This is a genomic window from Neorhizobium galegae bv. orientalis str. HAMBI 540, assembly GCF_000731315.1.
Taxonomy (GTDB): Bacteria; Pseudomonadota; Alphaproteobacteria; order Rhizobiales; family Rhizobiaceae; genus Neorhizobium; species Neorhizobium galegae.
This window is the reverse complement of sequence record NZ_HG938353.1, coordinates 3,812,417-3,837,938: the sequence shown is the minus strand read 5'-3', so window position 1 is coordinate 3,837,938 and position 25,522 is coordinate 3,812,417. Positions and strand designations below refer to the sequence as shown.

Here is a 25,522-nt window from a genome sequence, read left to right as displayed (position 1 = left end):
CGAAAGCCGGCGGCGTTTTCTGGTCATGTCAGTTGACGGATGCGGCGCAGCTCTCCTTCCAGCAGCGTCATGTTCACCGGTTTTCGAATGGTCGTCCGGTTTTTGAAGCTGTGGTGATCGTCGAGCTGCTCGTATCCGGTGCAGAACAGGAAGGGCACGCCATGGGTCTGCAGCCATTCCGCAAATGGGTAGACGGGGTTTCCCCCGAGATTGACATCGAGGACGGCGACGTCGGGAAGTTGCGAGCCGCCGACCAGGCGCATGGCTTCATCGGTAGTTGCCGCTGGTCCGATGATTTCCCAGCCACGCGATTCAAGTTCGTTGCAGAGCTCCATAGCGATGAGGGTCTCGTCCTCGACGACAAGTATCCGCCCCGCCGAACCGGCCTCCAGCGATTTGGGCGCGACCTCCTCGCCGGAAACTGAGCCGGTTGAAATGTCGGGCCGATAGACGGATCGGGGCAGCGTCGCGATCAGGCGCATGCCGGTTGGTGGCCAGCTGATGTCGAGTTCACCCGCCAATTGACGGGTGGCGACTTCCGTCACCAGAGTGGAGCCGAAACCCCTTGTTTCCGGCTTCTGCACGGCCGGGCCGCCGGTCTCGGTCCAGCGGAGCTCCAGTTCCAGGGAGGGCAGGATGCGCCAGGAGACATCGACGCGCCCTTCTGTGACCGACAATGCCCCGTATTTGACGGCGTTGGTGGCAAGCTCGTGGATGAGGAGGCTGACCGGCTGCACGGCATTGGGGGTGAGAGTGACTGAAGGCCCGCCGATCATCAGCTGGTTGACGCTCTGATAGGCCCGGGTTTCCTCGGTGAGGACCGCTGCGAGATCTCCGCCCTCCCACCGGTTCTGGGCGAGCAGCGAATGGGCGCGGCTCAGCGCCGAAACGCGGCCTCGAACTGCAACGATGAAAGCCTCCTTGGTTTCGGCACGGGTCAGGGAGACCAGGGCCTGCACCACAGCCAGGGCGTTCTTGGCCCGGTGATCGACCTCGCGGGCCAATAGCTGGCGGGAATCCTCGTTGGCCTTGCGTTCGGTGATATCGCGCAAGATGACCGTTGCCAGCTTTCCATCGCCGATCCGGACCTGCGAAATCGACGCCTCGACCGGGAATTCCTCACCATTGGCGCGCAGGCCGCTGATCGCCCCCAATGCGCCCATCCGGCGGTTTGTAACGCCGGTCTCCTTGAAGAGGCGGATATGTGCGGCATGCCCATGCCGAAACCGCTCGGGGATGAAGCGTTCGATCGGCGAGCCGATCGCATCCTTGGCCGCGATGCCGAACATGCGCTCGGCGGCCGGGTTGAACAGCACGATCTGCTGGCCTTCATCGACGGTAATCAGCGCGTCCATCGCGGATTCCACGATGCCCTCCATGCGTCGCCGGCTTTCCAGCAGGGCATCCTCCGCGGCCTTTCGCTCGGTGATGTCGCGCAGGATGACGGTGGCCAGCCGCTCGCCGCCGATCTCGACCTGCGAGATCGACGCCTCGATCGGAAACTCCTTGCCGTCTGCGCGCAGGCCGCTGATTGCACCGAGCGATCCCATCTGGCGGTTGGTTACGCCGGTTTCGGTGAAACGATGAATGTGCGCCGCATGGGCCGGACGATGGCGTTCCGGCATGAAACGGGAGATGTGCTGGCCAAGCGCCTCGTTGGCCGGCAGGCCGAACATGCGCTCCGCGGCCGGATTGAACAGGATCACCCGTTGCTCGTCATCGATGGTGATGATCCCGTCCATAGCAGAGGCGACGATGCCCTCGAGCCGTTGCATGGTCTCAACGGCGGTTTTCTGACTGAGCTTTGGGTGGTGCGGGCGAGATTCCATGACGGCACATCTCCATTCAACCCCCGAATCACTGGCGCGATATCGCATGGGCGGTTGCAACCAATATGCCATCTCGCGCATTCGGTGAACATGCGGGGAATCATTAAATTCATGGGGAAAGGGTGATGGAGGGGCAAGCGCCCGCTTTGCATCTGCAACCGGTGCGACGCTGTCGAGCATCTTTGCCCTGCGGCCGGGCTGGTAGAGTATAGTCTTGAAAGGGGAATTTGGAGCGGGCGAAGGGATTCGAACCCTCGACCCCAACCTTGGCAAGGTTGTGCTCTACCACTGAGCTACACCCGCTCATCAATCCATCGGTCCGTGGTAGTAAAGCTTGACCGTGGCGTCGTGGCTCGTTGCCGGCGACGGGCGCTATATGGCCCAGTCCTTTTTCAAATGCAACAGGGAAATGACGATTGGCGCCAAGAAAAATCGCGATCCCGCCAAAGCCCCTGCAAACCGCCGGTTCCGGCCGGAACCGGCGGCCGCTTCATTCTCAGGAGGCAGGGCAGGCTGCTCCGGACTTCACCCAGGCGCTGATCAGCTCGCCGAACTGAGCCTGCGTGCCCGGCACCGGTTCGCGCCCTGCACCTGGGTCCCAGCCCCAGCCGACCAGTTCGTCATGCGCCATGTGCTCGACGATCTGGTCCATGGTCTTGCCGCCGTTGCGGGCCGGGTCCTTGATCTGCTGGCAGATCTGGGCGAGCGACTTGCCGACCCAGGCCATTTCGATCGGCGCCAGATGCCAGGCGGGATTGCCCGGTATGCTCTTGATCGTGTCGGCCTGGCCGACAACGGGCGTGTTTTCCGCGCTGTGGCAGGTGGTGCACTGCATGCCGGGCAGGCCCATGCCGCCGTCGCCACGGAAGACCGGCGGCTGGTGCGGGTGCATGTTGGCGCCCTGCAGCGGCCGGTCGGTCGCCGGGTGACAGTTGACGCAGCGCGGGTGCTGGATGACCTTGCCCGCCTCCTGGAAGAGCGCCACGGAGCGTTCCCGCTCGTTGGCGATCGACTGGAAGGAGGCGGCGGGCTTCAGCGCTTTGGCATCTGTCCTGGCATCCTGGGCGACGGAGGCGGGCGACAGAAGCGTGCCGGCGCCCACGAAAAGACAGAGTGTCGCGACGCCGGTGATAGCGAGTTTCCAATTCATCGGGGTTTGATCCTCAGGCCGAAACGATGTTGACGATGGGCAGCTGCCGGACTGGTGCTCCGGTCAGGCGTCGCCAGGCATTGGCAACCGCCGGGCCGACGGGCGGTACGCCGGGTTCGCCGACGCCGCTCGGCTTTTCGCTCGACTTGATGATCTCGACGGCAACGTCCGGCATCTCGTTGATGCGGATCGACCGGTAGTCGTGGAAGTTCGACTGCACGATCTTGCCGCCCTTTGCCAACGTCACCGCATCGAAGAGGACTGCGCCGAGGCCGTAGCCGATGCCGCCTTCCATCTGCGCCTTGATGACGTTCGGATTGACGGCGACGCCACAATCGACCGCACACCAGACCTTGTGGACACGCGGTGCACCTTCCGGCCCGACCGAAACTTCGACGATCTGGCCGACGAAAGTGCCGAAGCTTTCGACCACCGCAACGCCGCGGGCGCGGCCTTCCGGCAGAGGCGAGCCCCAGTTCGCCATTTCGGCCGCCTTCTTCAGCACGCCCGCATGGCGTGGCTTTTCGCCCAGCAGCGCAAGACGCCCCTCGACCGGATCCTTGCCGATCTTCTGGAACAGCTCGTCCACGAAGGTCTCGACTGCAAAGCCCGTATGGGTATGGCCCACCGACCGCCACCAGAGCGGCGGGATGGAGAGCTGGACGTTGTGGGCGCTGACCTTCAGGTTCGGGATCGTGTAGGGCAGGTTGGAGGCGCCTTCGACCGAGGTCTCGTCGAGATCGGCCTTGCCCATGATCGACTGGCCGACGATCACCTGTTCCCAGGCGGTGATCTGGCCCTGCGCATTGATGGCGCCGCGCATCCTGTGAGCATACATCGGGCGGTAATAACCGCCGCGGATGTCGTCCTCGCGGGTCCACATGTGCTTCAAGGGACGGCTGCGATCGGTTGCGGCATAGACGGCTGCCGCTTCCTGTATGTAGGGCGAGCCGAACTGCGCCTTGCGGCCGAAGCTGCCGCCGGCGAGCTGGGTGTTCACCCGCACCTTCGTTTCATCGAGCCCGAGGATCTTGGCGGCGACCGACTGGTCCATGCCCGGGAACTGCGCGCCGTTATAGATATCGACCGATCCGTCATCCGCCTTGATGAAGACGGCGTCGAGCGGCTCCATCGGCGCATGGGCCAGGAAGGGGAAGACGATCTCGGCTTCCACCGTCTGCAGGCCGGAGCCCTTGAAAGCGTCGTCGACATTGCCGTTGTTGGCCGCCTCCAGACCCTTTTCGCCGAAGAGTTTCCGGTAATCGGCGGAAAGGTCTTCCGAGGAGCGGGTCTCGGCCTTTGAGAGATCCCATTCGATGCTCAGCGCATCGCGGCCCTTGAGCGCCGCGAACGTGTTGTCCGCGTAGACGGCGATGCCCGACGGCACCTGCTTCACGTCGATCACACCCTGCACCTGGCGGGCTTCGGCATCGTTGAAGCTCTTCACCGTCGCACCGAAATGTTCCGGGTGGGCAACGACGGCGATCAACAGGTTGTCAGGCGTGATGTCGAGCGTGAAGATCGCCGTGCCGTTGGTCTTGCCATGGGTGTCGAGTTTCGGCAGTTCGGTGCCGATCAGCACGAAATCCTTCGGATCCTTGAGTTTCGGCTCCGCGGGCGGCGTCTGGCGGGCGGCCTTTTCGGCAAATGCGCCAAAACCGCTCTCCTTGCCGGAACCGGCGTGCTTGATGCGACCTTTCTCGACGGTGATCTCGGAAGCTGGCACCTTCCAGTCCTCGGCGGCTGCCGCGACCAGCATCGCCCGCGCGGTGGCGCCGGCCTTGCGCATCTGCTCATAGGAATTGGCGATGGAACTCGAACCGCCGGTTCCCTGCAGGCCGAACATCAGGTTGGCATAGACCTTGTTGTCGGTCGGCGAGTGGACGGCGCGCATCTGGCTCCAGTCGGCATCGAGTTCTTCGGCGACCAGCGTCGCGAGACCGGTGAACGGGCCCTGGCCGAATTCGATGTGCTTGGCGAGTACCGTCACCGTGTCGTCGGTGCCGATCTTGACGAAGGCATTCATCGGGGCCAGCGCCGGGTCGCCGCCGGCATGCACGCCGGTCGGCGCGGCGGAGAGCATCTTTGGCGCGATGGCGACGCCGATGACGAGACCCGAGCCGGCGAGAAAACCGCGGCGGGTGGTGTTGACGTCCTGGATGGTCATGGCTCAGCCCTCCATCGAATTGGCGGCATTGTGGATCGCCGCGCGGATGCGATGGTAGGTGGCGCATCGACAGATATTTCCGGCCATCGCGCCGTCGATATCGGCATCCGTCGGCTTCGGCACCATCTGCAGCAGGGCAACCGCCGACATGATCTGTCCGGACTGACAGTAGCCGCATTGCGGCACGTCGAGGCCGGTCCAGGCGGTCTTGACCGCATCGGCTTCCGTGCCGGAAACGCCTTCGATGGTAACGACCTCCGAACCCTCGATCGTCGAAATCGGGGTTACGCAGGAGCGTCGCGGCGTGCCATCGAGATGCACCGTGCAGGCGCCGCACTGGGCGACGCCGCAGCCGTATTTGGTGCCGGTGAGCTTTTCGAAATCGCGGATGACCCAGAGAAGCGGGGTGTCGGGGTCGCCGTCGAACGTTCTTTCCTGTCCGTTGAGCGTGAAGGTGACCATGAGGCAGACCTTTCCGTTAAGAAGCCGGGCGCTGCACCGGCACTGGAGATTGAGCGGCTGTTATCGGCCGGGGCCGGTATCGAGAGGCGCGAAAAACCGCGCGGAATAAACTTGAGTTAACTGGAGTAGTTATTATTTATCAATTGGCTACGGGCCGCCGACCGAATAGTCGGAGGCCGGTTCTCCATGTCTGTTTAAATGGTCGCCCATCATTCTGGGTCAAGCGCTTCACGAGATCGTGTGCGCTTCCCTTGGCCGAGCGCTACATTGTGGTTATGGTTACGTCTCAACCGCCCGCCAACAGAGCCAATCTATCAGCATGACCGAGACAGAGCCGAAAACCGCCGAGGATCTTTTCCGTTTCCTCGACAGCCTGAACATTGCGCATTCGACCAAGACGCACCCGCCGGTCTTCACTGTGGCGGAGTCCGAAAGCCTGCGTGACGAGATCCCCGGCGGCCACACCAAGAACCTGTTCGTGAAGGACAAGAAGGACCAGTATTTCGTCCTGACGGTCGAGGAGCGCGCAACGGTCGACCTGAAGACCGTGCACAAGGTGATCGGAGCGTCGAGCCGCGTCTCGTTCGGGCGGCCCGAAATGCTTCTGGAATATCTCGGCGTGGTTCCCGGTTCGGTGACGGTATTCGGTGCCTTCAACGATACCGGAGGCAATGTCACCTTCGTGCTCGACGAAGACCTGATGAAGCACGACATCATCAACGGCCATCCGCTGTCGAACGATGCCACCACGTCGATCGGGCGCGACGATCTCATCCGTTTTCTGGAAGCGACCGGCCATCCGCCGCTTGTCTTGAAAGTGACAGACTGACATACGATCTTTGCAGCCTATATGGCAAAGATGCGAAAGCGTTCCCGGGAGAACATTCATGAGCGGCAGCAATAACCCCTATGGCGGTTCCTACGGCGGGCAGATGACTGCTTCGGCAAGCTTTGGGGCGGCGCCGGCCGCATCGGGTCCTGCCGGGGTCTACGTATCCGACACCAGCACCGCCGGCTTCACCAAGGACGTTCTGGAAGAATCGCGCCGCCAGCCGGTTCTCGTCGATTTCTGGGCGCCGTGGTGCGGTCCCTGCAAGCAGCTGACGCCGGTTCTCGAAAAGGTCGTCAACGAAGGCCAGGGCCGGGTCAAGCTCGTCAAAATGAATATCGACGATCACCCGTCGATCCCGGGCCAGCTCGGTATCCAGTCGATCCCGGCTGTCATCGCCTTTGTGGACGGCCGCCCGGTCGACGGTTTCATGGGCGCGGTGCCGGAAAGTCAGGTGCGCCAGTTCATCGACAAGCTTGCCGGACCTCCGGGCGCCGACCAGGCTGCCGAGATCGAGGCGGCACTCGTCGAGGCGGAAACCCTGCTGGCCGGCGGTGAGATCCAGGAAGCCGCCCAGCTTTACGGCGCCGTCCTGCAGGCCGATCCGGAAAATGCCAAGGCCGCCGCCGGGATGATGCAGTGCCTGATCGCTATGGGCGAGACTGCTCGCGCCAGCCAGATGCTCGCCTCCCTCCCGGAAGAGCTTGCCAAGGATCCGGCGATCCAGGCGGTCGCCAAGAAGCTCGAGCATATCGAGGAAGCTCGCAAGCTCGGCGATCCGGTGGCTCTCGAGCGCCAGCTCGACGACAACCCGGACGACCACGACGCCCGCCTGAAGCTCGCCAAGATCCTCAATGTCCAGGGCGAACGGGACAAGGCTGCCGAGCACCTGCTGACGATCATGCGCAAGGACCGCACGTTCGACGACGACGGCGCCCGCCGCCAGCTCCTGGCGTTCTTTGATGTCTGGGGGCCGAAGGACCCGGCGACGATCGCCGCCCGCCGCCGCCTCTCCTCCATTCTGTTTTCGTAGACAGGGCCTGTTTTCGTAAACACGGGCCTGTTTTCGCGAACACGGGGCTGTGTTCGCAAGCCAAGGCCAATCCTCGAGGATTGGCCTTGCGTTCTCCAGTGGGTGCCCCACATTATTCCAAGCAGCGAATCTTTGGTCTGAGCCAGTGGTCGTCTGGGAGGTGTCGGACCCATGCATGTGGGAAATGCGAGATATCTGAAGCGCGAGGATCTGCCGGAGACGGTTCCTGTCTTTCCTCTTACCGGCGCATTGCTTCTGCCGGGTGGACAGTTGCCACTCAACATCTTCGAGCCGCGTTATCTTGCGATGTTCGACGCGGCGCTTGCAGGTAACCGGCTGATCGGTATCGTACAGCCGTCCCTGCTCGAATCCGGCGAGGCTGCCGAAGGTCCGCGCGCGCCGCTCTCGACGGTCGGCTGCATCGGCCGCATCACATCGTTTGCCGAAACCGGCGATGGCCGGTACATCACCTCGATCAGCGGCATCTGCCGGTTCCGGCTCATCGAGGAAGTCGGCATGGGCCATCCCTACCGCACCTTCAAGATCGCGCCGATGATGACGGACCTCTCCACCGAGGACGACGAGAGCACGGTCGACCGCACCGAGTTGCTGCGTGTCTTCCGCGCCTATCTCGACGCCAACAAGCTGGAGGCGGATTGGGAAAGCGTGGAGCGCGCCGGCAACCGGACGCTCGTCAACTCCCTGTCGATGATGTCGCCCTTCGGACCTGCGGAGAAACAGGCTCTGCTCGAAGCGCCGGACCTGCGGACCCGCGCCGAAACGCTGATTGCGATCACGGAAATCCTGCTGGCGCGGGATTTCGGCGATTCCGACACCATGCTCCAGTAAGGCCCAGGTCCATGGACGAGAAACTCAGCAAGGTCGATCCCAAACTGCTCGACCTCCTCGTCTGCCCGCTCTCCAAGAGCCGGCTGTCCCTCAACCGCGAGACCAACGAGCTCATCTCCCAGAAGGCACAGCTTGCCTACCCGATCCGCGACGGCATCCCCATCATGCTGATTTCCGAAGCCCGCAAGATCGAGGACTGATCAGGCGTCCCTAATCCGCATTCCGGGCACTCCGCCCGTCGACTTCCGCGGAAGCGTTTGGTAGCTAACATCCGGCCGCGCCGCCAGGAATTTCGAGATGCCGACGCGGTGCCTGGATTGTGCCTTTTCCCCAGCGGGAGCCCATCATGAACTCCGTGAATGCGAGTGGCGTGCAGCTTGCCTACGATATTTTCGGCAGGCAAGAGGATGAACCGGTTCTGCTGATCGCCGGGCTCGGTACGCAAATGATCCGCTGGACGTCTCCGTTCTGCGATGAACTGGCGTCGAAAGGTTATCGTGTGATCCGCTTCGACAACCGAGATGCGGGATGGTCGACGCATTTTTCCGATCTCGCGCCTCCGGAGTTCGGCGCATTGGTCGCGGCGCTCATGGCCGGGCGGCGGCCTGACGTTCCCTACAGCCTCCATGACATGGCAGCGGATGCGATCGGCCTGCTCGATGCGCTTTCGATCGACCGAGTGCATGTGGTGGGTCGGTCGATGGGCGGCATGATCGCGCAGATCATCGCCAGTGAACATCCCGATCGGGTCCTGTCGCTCACCTCCATCATGTCGAGTACCGGCAACCCGGCGCTTCCGCAGGCCGCGCCCGATGTCATGGCAATGATGATGCGTCCTGCGCCCGATCCGGTTTCCGACCAGGAAGGTTTCCTGGTGCACAGCCTTGCCTTCGCCCGGCGCATCGCCGGCATGAAGTTTGCGCTCGACGAGGACGCGCACCGCGCTCTCGTTCTGGAAGAGGTGCGTCGAGCGTACGATCCCCATGGCACTGCCAGGCAGATCGCCGCGATGGCCGTGGCGGGTGACCGCCGATTGAGGCTGGCGACCATCGACGTGCCGACGCTCGTCGTTCATGGCGCAGACGATCCGCTGATTCTTCCGGCCTGCGGCATGGATACGGCTGCCTCCATCCCCGGCGCAGAACTCATGCTGGTTGAGGGCATGGGGCATGATCTGCCGCCTGCCCTTTATGAGACGATTGTCGAGGCAGTTGCGCGGACAGCCCGATGAGGGTGCAACCACTCCTTAGATCGCCTCGCCCGCCAGCAGCTTCGGGCCGTCTTCGCCGCTCTTTCCCGCCGCCTGGTCGATGAAGAAGCTTTTCAGCTTCGGCATTCGTTCGACAATGCCCAACCCGAAGTCGCGGGCGATGCGGATGGGGGTGATGTCGTTGGAGAACAGCCGGTTCAGCACGTCGGTCGTCACGCCCATGCGGAACGTGTCGAAACGCCGCCAGGACTGATAACGCTCCAGCACGTTGAGCGCACCGATGTCGAGACCGAGGCGATCGGCTTCGACCACCGTTTCGGCGAGCGCCGCGACATCCTTGAAGCCTAGATTGAGGCCCTGGCCGGAGATCGGGTGGATTCCGTGGGCGGCATCGCCGGCAAGGGCGATGCGCGGCGCGACGAAGGCGCGGGCGAGCGTCAGGCCGAGCGGGAAGGCGCGCTTGTCGCCGACCACCGTCAGTTCGCCGAGCTTGTGGCCGAAACGGCGCTGCAGCTCTTCCTCGAACACCAGGTCGTCCGCGGCAACCAGCCGGTTGGCCTCCGCTGTCCGTTCGGTCCAGACGAGCGAGGAGCGGTTGTTGGTGAGTGGCAGGATTGCAAACGGGCCGGACGGCAGGAAATGTTCTTCCGCCACGCCTTCATGCGGTCGCTCGTGAGCAACCGTCGCGACGATACCCGACTGGCCGTAATCCCAGGTGACGGTCTTAATGCCGGCCATGTCGCGCAGTTTCGAGCGCACGCCGTCGCAGGCGACCAGGAGACGGGTCTCGACGGCCGAACCGTCGGAGAGCGAGACCGTGCAACGGGTGCTGCCGGACTGGAAGCCGGTGGCGGAAAGCCCGTGGCGGATGGCAATCCCGAGGCGTTCGGCGGCGCCGCGCAGGGCCCGCACCATGGCGACGTTCGGCACCATGTGGGCGAACGGCCTGCCTTCCTCGATTTCGCCGTCGAAGGTGAGGAAGACCGGCCGCACCGGATCGGACGTGCGGCTGTCGGTGACAACCATCCGGTTGATCGGCTGGGCGTCCACGGTAATCTCGTTCCAGACGCCGATGACGTCCAGCATGCGGGTTGCGGCGGCGATGATGGCGGAGGCCCGCTCGTCCTTTTCCCAGGCGCCGGAAGGAGCCGCCTCGATCACCTCGATCGTCAGATGCGGCGCCGCCTGCTTGACCGCGACAGCGGCGGCGAGACCCACATAACCGCCTCCTACAACCAGCATGTCCAGCATTTGCCTAAACTCCCGTGAGACTTGAGAATATCATGTGGTGGATATAGATCATCCGACAGCCGCTTCCTATCGCCGGAGTTCGTCATAATGTCGCGCCAGACCGAATCCCCCTCCGCCATGGAACAGCTCATCGCGACGCTCGACCTCGAAAAGCTCGAGGAGAACATCTATCGCGGCACCAGTCCCGATGTCGGGTGGCAGCGGGTTTTCGGCGGGCAGGTCATCGCCCAGGCCCTGATGGCCACCCAGCGGACCGTTGCGGCCGATCGTTTCGTGCATTCGCTGCATGCCTATTTCATGCGTCCCGGCGATCCTTCGGTGCCGATCCTCTATCAGGTGGAGCGTATCCGCGACGGTTCAAGCTTTACCACCCGCCGGGCGGTGGCGGTGCAGCACGGCAAGGCGATCTTCGCCATTTCTGCTTCGTTCCAGGTGGAGGAGGACGGTTATGATCACCAGATCGATATGCCTTCGGTGACGCAGCCGGAAGATCTGATGGGGGAGAAGGAGTTCAAGGAACTCTTCCTCAAAAAGGCGCCGGAGAATGTGCGTCGCTACTGGAGCCGGGAGCGGCCGATCGAAGTGCGACCGACCTCGCTCGTGCACTATCTCACCAGGGACAAGCTCGAACCGCGGCAGGATATCTGGGTTCGTACCGTCGGGCAGGTGCCGTCCGACCGTCACTATCAGGCCGCCGTGCTTGCCTACCTCTCCGACATGACGCTGCTCGACGCATCGCTCTATCCGCACGGCACGTCGATCTTCGATCCGACGCTTCAGGCGGCGAGCCTCGACCATGCGATGTGGTTTCATCGGCCCGTCACATTCGACGACTGGCTCCTCTACACGCAGGACAGTCCCAGCGCCTCCGGCGCCCGCGGAATGACCCGCGGCAGCATTTACACCCGTTCTGGCACACTGATCGCCTCGGTCGCCCAGGAAGGATTGATTCGGAAAAAGGCAAATGATTAATAATTGTGCAATTTTTCAAATTTGCACAAGTTTTGGACGCGATTGCGCCATCCAAATGCCCGTTTTTTGAGACCGGCTGTTTAGTTCTTTACATTTCAATAACTTATAGGGTGTCTCGAAACTGGCACGCCCCTTGAATGTATCTGGCCAGTCGCTGTCATGATCTGACGTCGATGAGGAGAGTCGGCCTTGGCCGAGGACAAACAAAGGATGGGAAAGCCAGATGAAAATCGTGATGGCCATTATCAAGCCGTTCAAGCTGGATGAGGTGCGCGAAGCCCTCACGGCTGTCGGTATCCAGGGCCTGACCGTAACCGAAGTCAAAGGTTACGGACGCCAAAAGGGACATACCGAAATCTATCGCGGTACCGAATATGCCGTAAGTTTTCTGCCAAAACTGAAGATCGAAATCGCAGTCCCCTCCGACCTCGTCGAAAAGGCCGTGGATGCGATCGCTTCGGCCGCCAAGACCGGCCAGATCGGCGATGGCAAGATCTTCGTCTATTCGATCGAGCAGGCCGTGCGCATCCGTACCGGCGAAACCAACACTGAAGCGCTTTGAAGCACGGTTGACAGGGGAGTTTTTTAGCTATGCAATTTAACAGGATTTCCACTCTGGGACGCGTGGGTGCCGCCGCCGCGGCGCTTCTTGCGCCCGCCGTCGCTTTTGCGCAGACGGCCGCCGCACCGGCTGCTGCTGCCGCCGCCGCTCCGGCCATGACGATGGACAAGGGTGACAACACCTGGATGCTCATCTCGACCATTCTCGTCCTGCTGATGACCATTCCGGGCCTCGCGCTCTTCTACGGTGGTCTCGTTCGCGCCAAGAACATGCTGTCCGTGCTGATGCAGGTGTTCATGATCACGGCCGTCGTGATGATCATCTGGGTCACCTACGGCTATTCGCTCGCCTTCACCAACGGCGGTTCGCTGAACAGCTTCGTCGGCGGCTTCTCCAAGATGTTCTTGGCCGGCGTCACCACGTCGTCGCTTGCCGAAACCTTCACCAAGGGCGTCGCCATTCCGGAACTGACCTTCGTCTGCTTCCAGATGACGTTTGCCTGCATCACGCCGGCCCTGATCGTCGGCGCCTTTGCCGAGCGCATCAAGTTCTCGGCCGTCATGCTCTTCGTCATCCTGTGGGTCACGTTCATCTATTTCCCGATGGCGCACATGGTCTGGTTCTGGGGTGGCCCGAGCGCCTACGCGGATCCGTCCGGCCTGATCTTCTCCTATGGAGCGATCGATTTTGCCGGCGGCACCGTCGTGCACATCAATGCCGGTATCGCGGGCCTCGTCGGCGCGATCATGCTCGGCAAGCGCACCGGCTACAAGAAGGACATCATGGCTCCGCACTCCATGACCCTTACCATGGTCGGCGCTTCGCTCCTCTGGGTCGGCTGGTTCGGCTTTAACGCCGGCTCCAACCTTGAAGCCAACGCCTACGCATCGCTCGCCATGATCAACACCTTCGTTGCGACGGCTGCCGCTGCCGTGTCGTGGTGCCTGGTGGAAACCTTCTCCCGCGGCAAGGCCTCCATGCTGGGTGCCGCCTCGGGTGCGGTTGCCGGTCTCGTCGCCGTCACCCCGGCTGCCGGTTTTGCCGGCCCGATGGGCTCGATCGTTCTCGGCCTCATCGTTTCGCCGGTCTGCTACTTCTTCGTCGACGTGGTGAAGAACAAGTTCAACTACGACGACTCGCTCGATGTCTTCGGCGTCCATTGCGTCGGCGGCATCCTCGGCGCCATCGGCACCGGTATTCTCGTCAACCCGGCACTCGGCGGTGCAGGCATCGTCGATTATTCGACGGCCGACTTCGCTGCCTCCTATTCCGGCACCGCGACCCAGGTCTGGGCACAGTTCAAGGGCGTCCTGACCACCCTCCTGTGGTCGGGCATCGGTTCGGCGATCCTCTACAAGGTCGTCGACCTGATCGTCGGCCTGCGCGTCACCGTCGAAGCCGAACGCGAAGGTCTCGACCTCGCGACCCACGGCGAAGCGGCGTATCACGCGTCCTGATCTACGGCTGGCGGCGGCGGGTGACCGCTGCCGCAGCACGTTGCATCGTGGTTTTTGTTAAAACTGCATTGGCCCGGGTTTCGACCCGGGCTTTTTATTCATGTTTTCAGCCTTCGCCAGACCCGTTGTGGTTAAAGGGACATTAACCACCATCGCGCTATTCTCCGCTGGAATTGCGTGGATCAGCTCTCAGGTTGCCGATTCGCGCTTGTAGTTGCGTTCAAGGACGGCGGGCAGACACGATGGGCAGAAGCAGTTCAGCGGCTATGGCAAACCGGTCCACCCGCCTGGTGCTCACCGCGTTCGTGTGGCGCCAGGCGCTGGCGCTCGCCGGTTTCGGGATATTCTTCGCGCTGGCGCTGGCGGTTGCGGCACTGGCAACCTGGAACGTCGCCGACCCAAGCTTCTCCTATGCGACCGACAATGCGCCGACCAATCTCCTGGGCTTCCCGGGGGCTGCCTTCGCAGACCTGATGATGCAGTTCCTTGGACTTGCAAGCCTCGTCGCCCTGCTGCCGGTGCTCGCCTTCGCTCTGGCTTTGATCGCCGGGCGTAAATACGACCGCGTTCCGGCGCGCCTTGCGGCCTGGGGCGGCGGCACGCTGCTGGCGTCTGCGACATTGGGCTGCTTTCCCGCACCGCTCACCTGGCCGATCCCAAACGGCATCGGCGGCGTCATCGGCGATATGATCCTGCGGTTCCCGGCATTGTTCGTCGGCGCCTATCCGACCGGTACCGTCGCGGTCGTCCTCGGCTGCATCTTCACCATCCCCTGCGCCTGGCTGATGCTGTTTGCATCGGGCCTGGTCGGCGAAGCCTTCGAGGACGATGCCGAGGATGACGATCAGCCTGTTGCCGCCGCCAAGACCCGCTCCAAGCGCGAGGAGATCGAGGAAGAAGACGACGAGGACCGGTTTGCCGGTTTCCTGGCGTTCGGCGCTCTTGCTCACTACTGGTATATCGCCCAGGCGCGGTTACGCCGTCTCGCCGGCATCAAGCCGCGCCGCCGGATGGAATTCGACCAGCCCTATGATTTCAACGAGGACGAGTTCGGCACGTTGAACGAGCCGGTTCGTGCGAGATCGGCGCCTGTCGTGCCCGGCCGTCGCATGGAACCTTCGCTCGATGATCCCGCCGAGCGGGTCACGTCGCCGCGCCGGGTGGTGGCCGCTCCGCCGATTTCCAGCCATGACGAAGACGACGACTACGACCCGCCGTTCGACCGGGACGACATGCCGCCGCGTCCCGCGGGTATCTTGGCCGATGACGACGAGGACGATGATGCGCCGTTCGTCGCTTCGCGCGCACCGCAGACCGTCAATGGGGTCCGCGTCCAGCAGCGCGTCGCACCCTCGGCCACGCCGCCGAGACCGAGCGCTCGTGTCGCCCGCGAGGCCCAAGGCTCGTTCATCGCGCCTGACGGGTTCCAGCTTCCATCCGTGCACCTCCTTAGCGAACCGAAGGCCGTTGCCCGCGACGCCTCGCTGTCCGCCGATGCGCTGGAACAGAATGCCCGCCTTCTGGAAGGCGTTCTCGAGGACTTCGGCGTCAAGGGCGAGATCATCCATGTTCGCCCCGGCCCGGTCGTCACGCTTTACGAACTCGAGCCCGCGCCGGGCATCAAGTCGTCGCGCGTCATCGGCCTTGCCGACGATATCGCCCGTTCTATGAGCGCGATCGCCGCCCGCGTCGCTGTCGTTCCCGGCCGCAACGCGATCGGCATCGAATTGCCGAACCGCACCCGCGAGACGGTCTACCTGCGCGAAATGATCGGCTCCAAGGATTTCGAAAACAGCAAGGCAAAGCTTGCCATGGCGCTCGGTAAGACGATCGGCGGCGAGCCTGTCGTGGCCGACCTTGCCAAGATGCCGCATCTGCTCGTCGCCGGCACTACCGGTTCGGGTAAATCGGTTGCCATCAACACCATGATCCTGTCGCTTCTCTATCGCTATACGCCGGAGAAATGCCGCCTGATCATGATCGACCCGAAAATGCTCGAACTCTCCGTCTATGACGGTATTCCCCATCTCCTCTCGCCCGTCGTCACCGACCCGAAGAAGGCCGTCGTTGCGCTCAAGTGGACCGTCCGCGAGATGGAAGAGCGCTACAAGAAGATGTCGAAGATCGGCGTGCGCAATATCGACGGCTTCAACAGCCGCGTCGAGCAGGCGATGGAAAAGGGCGAGGTCCTGACCCGCACCGTGCAGACCGGTTTCGACCGCCACACGGGCGAGGCGATGTACGAGACGGAAGAATTCGATCTCCAGCCAATCCCCTATATCGTCGTGATCATCGACGAAATGGCCGACCTGATGATGGTCGCCGGCAAGGATATCGAAGGCGCCGTACAACGCCTGGCGCAGATGGCGCGTGCGGCCGGCATCCATGTGATCATGGCGACGCAGCGTCCGTCCGTCGACGTCATCACCGGCACGATCAAGGCCAACTTCCCGACCCGCATCTCCTTCCAGGTGACGTCGAAGATCGACAGCCGCACTATTTTGGGCGAGCAAGGCGCCGAACAGCTGCTCGGCATGGGCGACATGCTGTATATGGCCGGCGGCGGCCGCATCCAGCGCGTCCACGGGCCCTTCGTCTCCGATACGGAGGTCGAAGACATCGTCGCCTACTTGAAAACTCAAGGGCACCCCCAATATCTCGATGCGATCACGGCCGATGACGACGAGGACGGCGACGGTTCCGGCCCGGCCGGCATGTCCAACCTCGCGGATTCGGACGATCCCTATGACCAGGCGGTGGCGATCGTGCTGCGGGACGGCAAGGCGTCGACGTCCTATGTCCAGCGCCGTCTCGGCATCGGCTACAACCGTGCCGCTTCGCTCATCGAGCGGATGGAGCAGGAGGGGCTGATCGGGCCGGCCAACCATGCCGGCAAACGCGAAATCCTGGTGCCGACCGAGGGCGACATCCTCGAACGGTAAGGCTTTCGTGATCGCCACGGGCGCGGCCATCAAGCCGCCGCCTTTGGTGCGGAGGAATAAAGAAAGGAGACCAGAATGAAGAACGAAAAGACCATCCTTTCAAACATCAATTCCAGCGCGCTCGGCCGCCGGCAGTTTTCGCTGGGGCTTGCGGGCCTGGCAGCGGCTGCCTTTGCGCCGAACCTCGGCTTCGCCCAGAGCGCCGGCAGTGCTGCGGCCCAGAAGATCGCCGACCACTTCTCGTCGGTCAAAACCATGATGGGCGAATTCGTGCAGTTCGGCCCGCGCGGCGAGCAGACCGGCGGTAAATTTTTTATCGAGCGGCCCGGCAAGCTGCGCTTCAACTTCGAGGATCCGTCGCCGATCCGCGTCATCGCCGACGGCAATAACGTCGTCATCGGCAATATGAAGCTCAAGACCTGGGATATCTATCCGCTCTCCAAGACGCCGCTCAGCCTGCTGCTCGCGAGCCGCATCGACCTCGGCAACCAGATGGTCCGCAACGTCAAGGAAGAGTCCGACCTCACCACGATCGTGCTCGGCAACAAGACCGTCTTCGGCGATTCGACCATCACCATGATGTTCGATTCCAAGACCTACGACCTGCGCCAATGGACTATCACCGATGCCCAGAACAAGGATACGTCGGTGATGATCTACAACGTCCAGAACGGGGTCAAACTCGATGATAAGGTGTTCATCATCCCCTATGAGGACGTCCGCAAGGGCTGACCTTAGCGGGGCCTGAATCAATGAAGGGCTGCGCCGGGCTGCGCGGCCCTTTTTGCTTCTCAGTGACCGAAAAATTCCCTAAAGCTCGCGGCAGAGCCCCGAGGGATATCATGACATTTTCGATTACGACCTGGAATATCAACTCCGTGCGGCTGCGCATGCCGATCGTCCAGCAGTTCCTCGTCCGCCACAAGCCGGACATTCTCTGCCTGCAGGAAATCAAGTGCCAGGAGCCGGAGTTCCCGCTGCAGCCGCTGAAGGACCTCGGTTACCAGCACATCATCATCCACGGCCAGAAGGGCTATCACGGGGTCGCCATCGCCTCGAAAGTGCCACTTCTCGAAGACCATCGTCAGAACTACTGCAATGTCGGCGATGCCCGGCACATTTCGGCGCTCTTCGAGCGCGGCTCGCGGCGCATCCGCCTGCATAATTTCTACGTGCCGGCCGGCGGCGACGAGCCGGACCGGGCGATCAACCCGAAATTCGGCCACAAGCTCGATTTCATCGAGGAGATGAAGGCATTGAAGGCGGATGCCATGCCCGGCATCTCGTCGATCCTCGTCGGCGATCTCAACATCGCGCCGCTGGAGCACGACGTCTGGTCACACAAGCAGCTCCTGAAGATCGTCAGCCACACGCCTGTCGAGACCGAGGGCATGAAGGAGATCATCGCCAAGGGCGGCTGGCTCGACCTGATGCGCCAGCACACGCCGGAGCCGGAGAAGATCTATACGTGGTGGAGCTACCGCGCCAAGGACTGGGAAGCGGCAAACAAGGGCCGCCGGCTCGACCATATCTGGTCCTCGCCCGACCTCGGGCCATTCCTCGAGCGCATCGACGTGCTGAAGGAAGCCCGCGGCTGGAACCAGCCTTCGGACCATGTGCCGGTGACGGCGGTGTTCAAGATTTGAAGGTCATCTTCAGGAAAACCGGTCCTGCATCGCTGCCGCTGCCTTGGCGAGGCTGGCTATATTGTCGCGGATGCGGTTCTCGATCACTCGGCCGACCTGCGGATATTCCTCCAGCAGGCGGTGGAACAGCGAGCGGCTGATCTTCAGGGCTTCGGCATCCTCGATCGCCACGGCGGTGAACTTTCGCTCCACCATGGTCACGAGCGCCAGTTCCGACAGCAGGGTGCCGGGACCGACGGTCGCCTCCACCTTCATCTCGCCACTGCGGTCCGCCATCAGCAGTTCGAAGCGACCCCTTGCGACGATGAAGGCCGATTCCGCCGGGGATTTCTCCCGAAACAGCTGCTGGCCGGTCGTCACCTGCCGACGCTCGGCGCCGAAGGCGACAAGGCGCAGCTGGTCGTCGTTCATGTCCCGGAACAGCGGGACCTGCGAAAGCAGGCGGATATCTTCGGTCAGCGACATCAGGGCTCTTTACGGTACGATCTTGTAGCCGCCGTTTTCGGTGACCAGGATTTCGGCGCTCGACGGATCGCGCTCGATCTTCTGGCGAAGACGGTAGACATGGGTTTCCAGCGTATGCGTAGTGACACCGGAATTATAGCCCCAGACCTCCTCCAGCAGCACGTCGCGGGTTACCACCTTCTGGCCGGCGCGATAGAGGTAGCGGATGATCGCCGCTTCCTTTTCGGTCAGGCGGATCTTCTTGCCGTCCTCGGTGGTCAGCAGCTTCTGGCTCGGTTTGAAGAGATAGGGGCCGACCGTGAAGGTGGCGTCCTCGCTCTGTTCGTACTGGCGAAGCTGGGCACGGATGCGGGCGAGCAGTACGGCGAAGCGGAAGGGCTTCGTCACATAATCGTTGGCGCCGGCTTCGAGGCCGAGAATGGTGTCGGAATCGGTGTCGTGGCCGGTCAGCATGATGATCGGCGCCTTGAAACCGTTCTTGCGCAGCAGTTTCACCGCTTCGCGACCGTCCATGTCCGGCAGGCCGACGTCCATGATCAGCAGGTCGATTTGGGCGTTCTTGGCGGTCTGCAGCGCTTTGGCCGCATTCGCTTCCTGGAGGATTGCGAACTCTTCGTAAAACGACAACTGCTCGACGAGCGTCTCGCGCAGATCGTCGTCGTCGTCCACCAGGAGTATCGTGCGCGCTGCCATGCGTTCTTGCCTTTCGTCTTGCCGTTGCGTCCGGACTGTCATTGCCAGTCAATCGAAGCGCATTTAGGGCTCCTCGATCTAAATCCCTACAGCATCGATCCGAAAATCGGAATCGATTTTCGGAAAGTACGATGTTTCGATATGCTAAGCGTCCTTTGCGTATCCGGAGGATGCGCAGCGCTTTAGTGTGCTATGAATTCAAACGAAATCATATTCAAAGCAAAACCTTGTGAGAGAAATGCAACGTTTTCGCGAGGGAAATCACAAGAAGACGGCTGTCGTCACCGTTCGGCCCGCGCCGCGCGACCGGCGCCGGGCGATCGTCTCCTTCGGCGGCATCACCGTGCCGGCGGCGCTCGGGCGGTCCGGCACCACTCCCTTCAAGCGGGAAGGGGATGGCGCAACGCCGATTGCGGCGATGCGCCTTCTTCATGGATACGTGCGCGGTGAGCGCGTGAAGCTGCCCCCGACGCCACTTTCGATGACGCGCATCGGTAAAGGCCTGCTGTGGTGCGACCAGCCGGAGCACCCGTCGTACAATCGCCCGGTGAAGGCACCGTTCCGGCCAAGTCATGAAGAGATGATGCGGGCTGACGGGCTCTACGACATCTGCCTCGTGCTCGACTGGAACGTCACCTCGCGTGCCCGCAACCGCGGCTCGGCGATCTTCTTCCACCTCATCAAGCCCGGCTACCAGCCGACCGCCGGCTGCATCGCTGTCAGCCTTCCCGACATGAAGCGGCTCATCCGCTTCATGCGCAAGGGTACGGTGGTGAGGGTTCTCGGCTAAGGCCTGAAACGAAAATGCCCGGCGCTGAGGGCCGGGCATCTCGAAATCAAGGCTGGAAGACGCTTATTTCCACTCGCGGATATCGACGAAGTGACCCGCGACTGCGGCTGCGGCGGCCATGGCCGGCGAGACGAGATGGGTGCGGCCCTTGTAACCCTGGCGGCCCTCGAAATTGCGGTTCGAGGTGGAGGCGCAGCGCTCGCCCGGCTTCAGGCGGTCGTCGTTCATCGCCAGGCACATCGAGCAGCCCGGCTCGCGCCATTCGAAACCGGCGTCCTTGAAGATCTTGTCGAGGCCTTCGGCTTCCGCCTGTTCCTTGACGATGCCCGAGCCCGGAACGACCATGGCCGATACGGTCGATGCGACCGTGCGGCCTTCGACCACCTTGGCGGCAGCACGCAGGTCTTCGATGCGGCCGTTGGTGCAGGAGCCGATGAAGACACGGTCGATGGCGATATCGGTGATCTTGGTGCCCGGCTTCAGGCCCATATAGTCCAGAGCGCGCCATTTCGAAGTGCGCTTGGTTTCGTCCGGGATGTCGTCCGGGTTCGGAACGGAACCTTCAACCGAGATCACGTCTTCCGGCGAGGAGCCCCAGGAGACGATCGGCGGCAGGTTGGCGGCGTTGAGCACGACGACCTTGTCGAAATGCGCGCCTTCGTCCGTCTGCAGGGTCTTCCAGTAGTCGAGCGCCATGTCCCAGGCCTTGCCCTTCGGCGCGCGCGGCTTGTCCTTGATGTATTCGAAAGTCTTTTCGTCCGGCGCGATCAGGCCGGCGCGGGCGCCGCCTTCGATCGTCATGTTGCAGACCGTCATGCGGCCTTCCATGGAGAGCGCCCGGATCGCCTCGCCGGCGAATTCGATGACGTGGCCGGTGCCGCCGGCGGTGCCGATTTCGCCGATGATGGCAAGGATGATGTCCTTGGCGGTGACGCCCGGCGGCAGTTGGCCGTCGACGCGCACCAGCATGTTCTTCGCCTTCTTCTGCACCAGCGTCTGGGTGGCGAGCACGTGCTCGACTTCAGACGTGCCGATGCCATGCGCCAGCGCGCCGAAAGCGCCGTGGGTCGAGGTGTGGCTGTCGCCGCAGACGATGGTCATGCCCGGCAGGGTAAAACCCTGTTCGGGGCCGACGATGTGGACGATGCCCTGGCGAACGTCCTTTTCCGAATAATATTCGACGCCGAAATCGCGGGCGTTCTGGGCAAGCGCCTCCACCTGGATGCGGCTTTCCTCGTTCTTGATGCCTTCGTGGCGGTCGGCGGTAGTTGGCACGTTGTGGTCGACGACGGCAAGCGTCTTTTCCGGAGCGCGGACCTTACGGCCGGCGATGCGCAGGCCTTCGAAGGCCTGCGGCGACGTCACTTCGTGAACGAGGTGACGGTCGATGTAGAGAAGACAGGTGTGGTTCTCATCCTCGGAAACGACGTGGTCGTCCCAGATCTTGTCATAAAGGGTGCGAGGTGCGCTCATGGCTGCTGTCCGTTAAGCTGACTGAAACAGGAAATGGGTATCCGGCAGCACGAGGCTGCCTCAAGCTGAGGAAGGTCAGCTAAGTCGGTCGCAAAGCGCCCCGGACACCCGCGCGAAAAAGCGTGCCGGCAGACGCTTGTGGTCCTGCAGCACGACAATCTGGTTCGCGAGGCATCCGAATTTCGATCCCATGGCGGCTGGAATACCAGTTTCCGAAGAAATCGGCAATCGAATTGCGTTGCGGGAAATCTGTCGCATCTCTGTCATAAAGCTTTCGCGGAAACGTGGTTGATCTCAGTTTCCATAACGGAGGAATGCCAAGATGTCCGAACCCATGCAAGACCAGCTCAGCCGCATCAAGGAAGAGATCGCCGACAGCTTCGATGAAGAGCTGGAAATGCAGATGGAAGAGGACCGGCTCGACGAGCTGGTCGCCGAAGGCATGTCCGAGCCCGCCGAGGCGACGATCGACCGCCGCATCTACTTCCGCGAGCTGTTCCGCCTCCAGCACGAGCTCGTCCGCCTGCAGGACTGGGTGCAATACAAGAAGCTGAAGATGGTCGTGCTGTTCGAAGGGCGCGACTCGGCCGGCAAAGGCGGCGCCATCAAACGCGTCACCCAGCGCCTCAATCCGCGCGTCTGCCGCACCGTCGCCCTTCCGGCGCCGACCGAGCGGGAGCGCAGCCAGTGGTATTTCCAGCGCTACGTGCCGCATCTGCCGACGGCCGGCGAAATGGTGCTGTTCGACCGCTCCTGGTACAACCGCGCCGGCGTCGAGCGGGTGATGGGCTTCTGCACCAAGGACGAGCTGGAAGAATTCTTCCGCTCGGTGCCGGAATTCGAGCGCATGCTGGTCCGCTCCGGCATCATCCTCGTCAAGTACTGGTTCTCGATCACCGACGAGGAGCAGGAATTCCGCTTCAAGATGCGCATCCACGATCCGCTGAAGCAATGGAAGCTGTCGCCGATGGATCTCGAAAGCCGCGTCCACTGGGAAGAATATACCAAGGCCAAGGAAGAGATGCTCCAGCGCACCCACATCCCGGAAGCGCCGTGGTGGGTGGTGCAGGCCGTCGACAAGAAGAAGGCGCGGCTCAACATGATCTCCCATCTTCTCGCCCAGGTGCCCTACGAGACCGTGCCGAAGGAGCAGATCGACCTGCCGGGCCGCGTTCGGAACGACGATTACATCCGTCATCCGGTGCCAGCGGACATGTACGTTCCGGAAGCGTACTGACGCCGTTGTCTGGCGCTCGAGGAGAGTAAAACAACTCGGGGCCTTTAGGCGCCAGTCCGTAACTGAAATGTGGACACCGTCTGTCGCAAAACTCTGACTTTTCCGAAAGAGTTTTGCGACAGGAATTTACAGGCGGCTTTCGGGCTGATGAGGCAATTCCTTAGTCTCTCTTTGAGATGGATGAAATTGGTCGCAGCTATAAAAGAGACAGGGAAACACGCCGATCGAGATGAGCCGCATACAACGCCGCAAGCAGTGCGAGCGAGGCGGATGCCAGCATCATAATGAAAAGCGCATGGACAGAATCCGGAAGGAACAGACCGGCGATAGAAGCTACGATGGCTCCGCCTGCAATTCTCATGGCGGCGGCTAGCCCCGCAGCGGTGCCAATAAGATCAGACCGTACAGACATTGCGCCGCTATTGGCTGCCGGCATGGTCAACCCGTTGCCTACGCCGATGAGGATGCAAGGTCCGAAGAAGGCGAGAACGTGCGTCAGGTCAAGTATCGCCAGGATCAAGCCGAGCAGCAATCCTGTGCATGTCAGAAGCCGGGCAAAAACCAGAATCGCGCCTAGCGACTTCTTCGAAGCGTATCGGCCAGCGAGATAGCTACCCAGGATAAAGCCGGCAGGGACCAGCCCCATGTAAAAACCGAGCTTTGCGCTCGATCCACCGAGTGCGTCGCCGATTACCAACGGGGCTCCTCCCAAGAATACATAAAGCACCCCCATCGAGCAGGCCATGCATAGGGTGTAAGCCCAGAAACGAGCCGAGCCGAGAAGTTGCCCATAAGAGGCGAGGTATTTTGTTTTCGACCGGTGCGGCGCAAGAACTCCCTTTAACTCGTGCATAGATAAAACAAAGGCGGCTACTCCAAGGATCACGAAAACAACGAAGCTCGATCGCCACCCGAACAGCTCGTCCAACGATCCACCGAACAAAGGGCCGACCATGGGAGCCAGTGCCCACCCCATGGCGAGGTAGCCAAATTTGCTTGCGGCTTCGCGTCCATCCGATGTTTCTTTAATGATCACCAGAGCGACAGAATAGCATGGCGCGATGCCCGCTTGCATTGCGCGGAATAGAAGGAAAACCCCGATATTCGGGGCGAGAGCACATCCGACCGACGCAACGACGAAGATCGACAGGGAAATTAACACGACAGGCCGGCGTCCAAATCGATCCGATATCGCGCCTCCGATCACCTCTAAGAGTGCGGTGATAATCGCGAAGCCGGCGACCGACATGTTGACCAATGCAAAATCAGCCTCGAACGTCGCGGCAATGTTCGGCAGCGACGGCAAAATCATATTTACCGGCAACACCGCAAGGGCGGAAAGCAAGATGAGAGTTATCAATCGAGGTGGAGCGATAACGGTTCCGCTGATCGTTTCAGCGCTTGGTTCCTGAACAGGATTGCTCGTCATGGTCTCGTCCGTTTTGTCAGCGGGATGATGTGAGGGTCTGACGGGACGCTGCCAAAGCTGCGGGGCATAAAAAAAGGCCCCGTCAGGAGCCTGCTTGCCGCGCATGGGTGCTTTCGCCGGATGGCTACGCCACCGTGCCCATGCGCCCTATCACCACTACGAGAACCGTTGGAATCTTCATGATCAATATAGCTAGACAGAAAACTGAATATCGTCAATGCAGCTAGCGCTGCCCTCCGGGCCGCCTTTTGCTACTAGCGCTCTGTCCTTCTCCGCAAACGTCTTTCGAGGCCGCGCAGGGCCAGCGACAGGCCGATCGTCAGCAGCAGGTAGATATAGGTGACGATCGAATAGGTTTCGAAGAAGCGGAAGGAGCCTGCCGCATAGACCTTGGCCATCTGGGTGATGTCGGCGACACCGAGGACCGAGACGAGCGACGAATCCTTCACCATCGAGACGAAGTCGTTGGAAAGCGGCGGCAGGATCACCCGCATCGCCTGCGGAAAGACGATCAACCGGAAACGCTGCCAGCGACTGAGGCCCAGCGCTTTCGCCGCCTCGATCTGGCCGATGTCGACGGCCTGGAATCCGGCGCGAAAGATTTCAGCGATGAAGGCTGCATAACCGATCGTCAGCGCGATGATCGCCCGCCACAAGAGCGAGACGTCTCGCACCAGAAGCGCCTGGCCCCAGTTGCGTTCGATCAGCGGCGCCAGCATCCAATTGTAGAACGTCACGAAAGCCGGCGCGCCGACGAAGGCGATGTAGAAGAGCAGGACGAGGATCGGGATGCCGCGGATGAGCTCGATATAGAAACGCGCCGCCTGCCTCAGCACGACATTGCCAGACAGCCCCGCAAGCGCGATGCCGAGCCCCAGCAGCGTCGCCAGGAGAAAGGCGGCCAGCGTCACGCCGACCGTGATGCCGATGCCCTTGGCGACGACATTGAAAACTTGGGAATAGAGGTCGTTGAGGGCGATGACCACCGCAAGGCCGAAACAAAGGATCCCGAAGGCGACCAGCCACCAGGGGAAATCCTGCTGTCCGGATGACATGCGGCGCGGAGGCGCCATGCC

Annotated in this window: 23 protein-coding genes and 1 tRNA gene; 13 read left to right on the top strand and 11 right to left on the bottom strand. The window is 62.0% G+C overall.

Features of this window, described 5'->3' with window-relative positions; translation table 11 throughout:
- Positions 1 to 23: 23 nt before the first annotated feature.
- The 5 genes from RG540_RS18685 to RG540_RS18665 form a co-directional block, all read right to left on the bottom strand.
- A complete protein-coding gene (locus RG540_RS18685; protein ID WP_038591002.1) occupies positions 24 to 1,829 on the bottom strand; it encodes a PAS domain S-box protein in 1,806 nt (601 codons plus the stop codon).
- Between the two features lie 228 nt (positions 1,830 to 2,057).
- A tRNA-Gly gene (locus RG540_RS18680) sits at positions 2,058 to 2,132 on the bottom strand.
- A gap of 193 nt (positions 2,133 to 2,325) precedes the next feature.
- Entirely contained in the window at positions 2,326 to 2,979 is a 654-nt protein-coding gene (locus RG540_RS18675; protein WP_038590999.1) for a hypothetical protein, read from the bottom strand.
- Between the two features lie 13 nt (positions 2,980 to 2,992).
- Complete coding sequence (locus RG540_RS18670) at positions 2,993 to 5,146, bottom strand: xanthine dehydrogenase family protein molybdopterin-binding subunit (RefSeq protein ID WP_038590994.1); 2,154 nt, start codon at positions 5,144 to 5,146, stop codon at positions 2,993 to 2,995.
- Positions 5,147 to 5,149: 3 nt separating this feature from the next.
- Entirely contained in the window at positions 5,150 to 5,608 is a 459-nt protein-coding gene (locus RG540_RS18665) for a (2Fe-2S)-binding protein (RefSeq protein WP_038590992.1), read from the bottom strand.
- A gap of 319 nt (positions 5,609 to 5,927) precedes the next feature.
- Here RG540_RS18665 and RG540_RS18660 point away from each other — a divergent pair, with 319 nt between their 5' ends.
- The 5 genes from RG540_RS18660 to RG540_RS18640 all read left to right on the top strand — a co-directional run bounded on the left by RG540_RS18660 (position 5,928) and on the right by RG540_RS18640 (position 9,550).
- Complete coding sequence (locus RG540_RS18660) at positions 5,928 to 6,437, top strand: prolyl-tRNA synthetase associated domain-containing protein (protein ID WP_038590989.1); 510 nt, start codon at positions 5,928 to 5,930, stop codon at positions 6,435 to 6,437.
- 58 nt (positions 6,438 to 6,495) lie between these two features.
- A complete protein-coding gene (trxA, locus tag RG540_RS18655) occupies positions 6,496 to 7,470 on the top strand; it encodes a thioredoxin (protein ID WP_038590986.1) in 975 nt (324 codons plus the stop codon).
- 171 nt (positions 7,471 to 7,641) lie between these two features.
- Positions 7,642 to 8,319 (top strand): LON peptidase substrate-binding domain-containing protein, encoded by a 678-nt coding sequence (locus RG540_RS18650; RefSeq protein ID WP_038590983.1) that lies wholly within the window; start codon positions 7,642 to 7,644, stop codon positions 8,317 to 8,319.
- Between the two features lie 11 nt (positions 8,320 to 8,330).
- Entirely contained in the window at positions 8,331 to 8,519 is a 189-nt protein-coding gene (locus RG540_RS18645; protein ID WP_037081395.1) for a Trm112 family protein, read from the top strand.
- 146 nt (positions 8,520 to 8,665) lie between these two features.
- Positions 8,666 to 9,550, top strand: a complete 885-nt coding sequence (locus RG540_RS18640; protein WP_038590979.1) for an alpha/beta fold hydrolase — start codon at positions 8,666 to 8,668, stop codon at positions 9,548 to 9,550.
- A 15-nt stretch (positions 9,551 to 9,565) separates the two neighbouring features.
- Here RG540_RS18640 and RG540_RS18635 read toward each other — a convergent pair whose 3' ends face one another.
- Positions 9,566 to 10,780, bottom strand: coding sequence for a ubiquinone biosynthesis hydroxylase (locus tag RG540_RS18635; protein ID WP_038590976.1), 1,215 nt, complete (start codon positions 10,778 to 10,780; stop codon positions 9,566 to 9,568).
- 87 nt (positions 10,781 to 10,867) lie between these two features.
- Here RG540_RS18635 and tesB point away from each other — a divergent pair, with 87 nt between their 5' ends.
- From tesB to RG540_RS18605, 6 genes are all read left to right on the top strand, one after another.
- Positions 10,868 to 11,752, top strand: a complete 885-nt coding sequence (gene tesB / locus RG540_RS18630) for an acyl-CoA thioesterase II (RefSeq protein ID WP_038590975.1) — start codon at positions 10,868 to 10,870, stop codon at positions 11,750 to 11,752.
- Positions 11,753 to 11,975: 223 nt separating this feature from the next.
- Positions 11,976 to 12,314 carry a P-II family nitrogen regulator gene (locus RG540_RS18625; RefSeq protein WP_007773854.1) on the top strand — a complete coding sequence of 113 codons (339 nt, stop codon included), beginning with the start codon at positions 11,976 to 11,978 and terminating at the stop codon, positions 12,312 to 12,314.
- A 29-nt stretch (positions 12,315 to 12,343) separates the two neighbouring features.
- Positions 12,344 to 13,771 (top strand): ammonium transporter, encoded by a 1,428-nt coding sequence (locus RG540_RS18620; protein ID WP_038590973.1) that lies wholly within the window; start codon positions 12,344 to 12,346, stop codon positions 13,769 to 13,771.
- Positions 13,772 to 14,013: 242 nt separating this feature from the next.
- Entirely contained in the window at positions 14,014 to 16,713 is a 2,700-nt protein-coding gene (locus RG540_RS18615; protein WP_038590971.1) for an FtsK/SpoIIIE family DNA translocase, read from the top strand.
- A gap of 75 nt (positions 16,714 to 16,788) precedes the next feature.
- Positions 16,789 to 17,445: an outer membrane lipoprotein carrier protein LolA gene (locus RG540_RS18610; RefSeq protein ID WP_038590969.1), complete on the top strand. Its 657-nt coding sequence runs from the start codon at positions 16,789 to 16,791 to the stop codon at positions 17,443 to 17,445.
- 110 nt (positions 17,446 to 17,555) lie between these two features.
- Positions 17,556 to 18,359, top strand: coding sequence for an exodeoxyribonuclease III (locus RG540_RS18605; RefSeq protein WP_038590966.1), 804 nt, complete (start codon positions 17,556 to 17,558; stop codon positions 18,357 to 18,359).
- A gap of 9 nt (positions 18,360 to 18,368) precedes the next feature.
- On the opposite strand, the gene RG540_RS18600 is transcribed toward RG540_RS18605, so the two are convergent.
- Both RG540_RS18600 and RG540_RS18595 read right to left on the bottom strand, forming a co-directional pair.
- Positions 18,369 to 18,824, bottom strand: coding sequence for a cyclic nucleotide-binding domain-containing protein (locus tag RG540_RS18600; RefSeq protein ID WP_038590963.1), 456 nt, complete (start codon positions 18,822 to 18,824; stop codon positions 18,369 to 18,371).
- A 9-nt stretch (positions 18,825 to 18,833) separates the two neighbouring features.
- Positions 18,834 to 19,517 (bottom strand): response regulator transcription factor, encoded by a 684-nt coding sequence (locus tag RG540_RS18595; RefSeq protein WP_007754919.1) that lies wholly within the window; start codon positions 19,515 to 19,517, stop codon positions 18,834 to 18,836.
- 238 nt (positions 19,518 to 19,755) lie between these two features.
- On the opposite strand from RG540_RS18595, the gene RG540_RS18590 reads away from it, so the two are divergent.
- Complete coding sequence (locus tag RG540_RS18590) at positions 19,756 to 20,307, top strand: L,D-transpeptidase family protein (RefSeq protein WP_038590960.1); 552 nt, start codon at positions 19,756 to 19,758, stop codon at positions 20,305 to 20,307.
- A gap of 63 nt (positions 20,308 to 20,370) precedes the next feature.
- Here the strand turns inward: RG540_RS18590 and leuC are convergent, their stop codons facing one another.
- Positions 20,371 to 21,780, bottom strand: coding sequence for a 3-isopropylmalate dehydratase large subunit (gene leuC / locus RG540_RS18585; protein WP_038590957.1), 1,410 nt, complete (start codon positions 21,778 to 21,780; stop codon positions 20,371 to 20,373).
- 322 nt (positions 21,781 to 22,102) lie between these two features.
- On the opposite strand from leuC, the gene ppk2 reads away from it, so the two are divergent.
- Positions 22,103 to 23,017 carry a polyphosphate kinase 2 gene (gene ppk2 / locus RG540_RS18580; RefSeq protein ID WP_038590953.1) on the top strand — a complete coding sequence of 305 codons (915 nt, stop codon included), beginning with the start codon at positions 22,103 to 22,105 and terminating at the stop codon, positions 23,015 to 23,017.
- Between the two features lie 196 nt (positions 23,018 to 23,213).
- On the opposite strand, the gene RG540_RS18575 is transcribed toward ppk2, so the two are convergent.
- Together RG540_RS18575 and RG540_RS18570 are read right to left on the bottom strand one after the other, a co-directional pair.
- Positions 23,214 to 24,446 carry a multidrug effflux MFS transporter gene (locus RG540_RS18575; protein ID WP_038594218.1) on the bottom strand — a complete coding sequence of 411 codons (1,233 nt, stop codon included), beginning with the start codon at positions 24,444 to 24,446 and terminating at the stop codon, positions 23,214 to 23,216.
- Positions 24,447 to 24,700: 254 nt separating this feature from the next.
- On the bottom strand, positions 24,701 to 25,519 hold the full coding sequence (locus tag RG540_RS18570; protein WP_038590951.1) for an amino acid ABC transporter permease: 819 nt from the start codon (positions 25,517 to 25,519) through the stop codon (positions 24,701 to 24,703).
- Between the last annotated feature and the right edge of the window lie 3 nt (positions 25,520 to 25,522).

Coding starts and splice junctions, on each gene's coding strand:
- RG540_RS18645 (WP_037081395.1), top strand. CDS start 8,331: ATGGACGAGAAACTCAGCAAGGTCGATCCCAAACTGCTCGACCTCCTC.
- RG540_RS18615 (WP_038590971.1), top strand. CDS start 14,014: ATGGGCAGAAGCAGTTCAGCGGCTATGGCAAACCGGTCCACCCGCCTG.
- RG540_RS18620 (WP_038590973.1), top strand. CDS start 12,344: ATGCAATTTAACAGGATTTCCACTCTGGGACGCGTGGGTGCCGCCGCC.
- RG540_RS18590 (WP_038590960.1), top strand. CDS start 19,756: ATGCAACGTTTTCGCGAGGGAAATCACAAGAAGACGGCTGTCGTCACC.
- RG540_RS18605 (WP_038590966.1), top strand. CDS start 17,556: ATGACATTTTCGATTACGACCTGGAATATCAACTCCGTGCGGCTGCGC.
- ppk2 (WP_038590953.1), top strand. CDS start 22,103: ATGTCCGAACCCATGCAAGACCAGCTCAGCCGCATCAAGGAAGAGATC.
- RG540_RS18670 (WP_038590994.1), bottom strand. CDS start 5,146: ATGACCATCCAGGACGTCAACACCACCCGCCGCGGTTTTCTCGCCGGC.
- RG540_RS18640 (WP_038590979.1), top strand. CDS start 8,666: ATGAACTCCGTGAATGCGAGTGGCGTGCAGCTTGCCTACGATATTTTC.
- RG540_RS18675 (WP_038590999.1), bottom strand. CDS start 2,979: ATGAATTGGAAACTCGCTATCACCGGCGTCGCGACACTCTGTCTTTTC.
- RG540_RS18575 (WP_038594218.1), bottom strand. CDS start 24,446: ATGACGAGCAATCCTGTTCAGGAACCAAGCGCTGAAACGATCAGCGGA.
- RG540_RS18635 (WP_038590976.1), bottom strand. CDS start 10,780: ATGCTGGACATGCTGGTTGTAGGAGGCGGTTATGTGGGTCTCGCCGCC.
- RG540_RS18650 (WP_038590983.1), top strand. CDS start 7,642: ATGCATGTGGGAAATGCGAGATATCTGAAGCGCGAGGATCTGCCGGAG.
- RG540_RS18685 (WP_038591002.1), bottom strand. CDS start 1,829: ATGGAATCTCGCCCGCACCACCCAAAGCTCAGTCAGAAAACCGCCGTT.
- RG540_RS18600 (WP_038590963.1), bottom strand. CDS start 18,824: ATGTCGCTGACCGAAGATATCCGCCTGCTTTCGCAGGTCCCGCTGTTC.
- RG540_RS18595 (WP_007754919.1), bottom strand. CDS start 19,517: ATGGCAGCGCGCACGATACTCCTGGTGGACGACGACGACGATCTGCGC.
- RG540_RS18660 (WP_038590989.1), top strand. CDS start 5,928: ATGACCGAGACAGAGCCGAAAACCGCCGAGGATCTTTTCCGTTTCCTC.
- RG540_RS18570 (WP_038590951.1), bottom strand. CDS start 25,519: ATGGCGCCTCCGCGCCGCATGTCATCCGGACAGCAGGATTTCCCCTGG.
- tesB (WP_038590975.1), top strand. CDS start 10,868: ATGTCGCGCCAGACCGAATCCCCCTCCGCCATGGAACAGCTCATCGCG.
- trxA (WP_038590986.1), top strand. CDS start 6,496: ATGAGCGGCAGCAATAACCCCTATGGCGGTTCCTACGGCGGGCAGATG.
- RG540_RS18610 (WP_038590969.1), top strand. CDS start 16,789: ATGAAGAACGAAAAGACCATCCTTTCAAACATCAATTCCAGCGCGCTC.
- RG540_RS18625 (WP_007773854.1), top strand. CDS start 11,976: ATGAAAATCGTGATGGCCATTATCAAGCCGTTCAAGCTGGATGAGGTG.
- RG540_RS18665 (WP_038590992.1), bottom strand. CDS start 5,608: ATGGTCACCTTCACGCTCAACGGACAGGAAAGAACGTTCGACGGCGAC.
- leuC (WP_038590957.1), bottom strand. CDS start 21,780: ATGAGCGCACCTCGCACCCTTTATGACAAGATCTGGGACGACCACGTC.